The 1,239-nt window shown below is 30.3% G+C and carries 1 protein-coding gene; it reads left to right on the top strand.

Features of this window, described 5'->3' with window-relative positions; genetic code table 11:
- Window positions 1-75 precede the first annotated feature (75 nt).
- On the top strand, window positions 76-1,239 hold a 1,164-nt coding region (locus RM538_RS13350), incomplete at its 3' end, for a tetratricopeptide repeat protein (protein ID WP_311333935.1).

Genomic DNA, 1,239 nt, shown 5'->3' with positions numbered 1-1,239 from the left:
TAAAGGTACTATTACATATTCTTCAGAAATGGAAAAAGGCACTCTTGTAACACTTAAAGTTTCTTAATAATTATTATGAAAAAGAGGTATATACTATTCGCGATTACAGTTATTTTATGTTCAATAAGCTATTCGCAAAATACGGTTAAAAATATAGATAGTCTTTTACAAGTATTAGAAACCGCAAGAGTTGATACTGTAAAATCATTGGCTTATAGAAAAATTGCTTCACATTATAATGTCACTAGTCTTGATAGTGCTAAAGCTTTTGCACTAGAGGGTGTTGAGTATTCAAAAAAGATAGATTTTAAAGAGGGTTTATGGCAAAACTACTCCACCTTAGGAAATTATTATGAGCGAAAAACAGCCTACGATAGTGCTATGGTCTATTACAATAAAGCGCTTGATATTGTAGAAGATTTAAATGACACAAAAGGCTTTGCAGTTATACTTAATAACATTGCATTGGTAGATACTAGAAAGGGAGATTATGTAAAAGCACTTGAGGGCTATTTTGGCGCTTTAAGAGCAGAAGAAGCTATAGGTAATAAAAATGGTATAGCACAGTCATATAACAATATAGGTGTCGTGTATTACTACACTAAAAATTTTGATAAAACAACAGATTATTTGACCAAGGCTCTAGAAATGCAAGAACAGTTAGGAAATCTAGATGGTCTTCAAAATGGATATAACAATGTAGCAGCTATCTACGATTATCAAAAGAAGTATGATGGTGCTATTAAATCGTATAAAAAAGCACTTAGTATAAGTAGAAAACTTAAAGATAAAAAACAAGAAGCGGCATACTTAAGTAACATTGCATTATCGTATTCAAAGAAAAATGATTTTAAAACAGCAGAGCAATATTTTAAACAATCTGAGGCACTAAGAATTTCGGTTGAAGACTATAGTGGTCTTGCCAATAGTTATGTAAACTATGGTAAAATGTTTTTTGATAATAATAAAATTCCTGAAGCAAAAAAGTATGCTAATCAAGGTATAGATCTTTCAAAAAAATATGGTATAAAACTAATGCTTAAGGAAGGATATGCATTACTAACTGAAATTGCTGAAAAAGAGAATGATTATAAAACAGCAAATACATATTTGTATGATTATATAGCTATAAAGGACTCTATTCTAAATGAATCTAATAGTAGAATAATTGAAGAAACTGAAGCTAAGTATGAAACTGAAAAAAAGGAGCGTGACCTAGCCGAAACTCGTGCCAATCTT

Origin of the sequence: Patiriisocius hiemis, from assembly GCF_031846325.1 — a bacterium.
Classification (GTDB): domain Bacteria; phylum Bacteroidota; class Bacteroidia; order Flavobacteriales; family Flavobacteriaceae; genus Patiriisocius_A; species Patiriisocius_A hiemis.
This window is presented reverse-complemented; position numbering and strand designations above follow the sequence as displayed.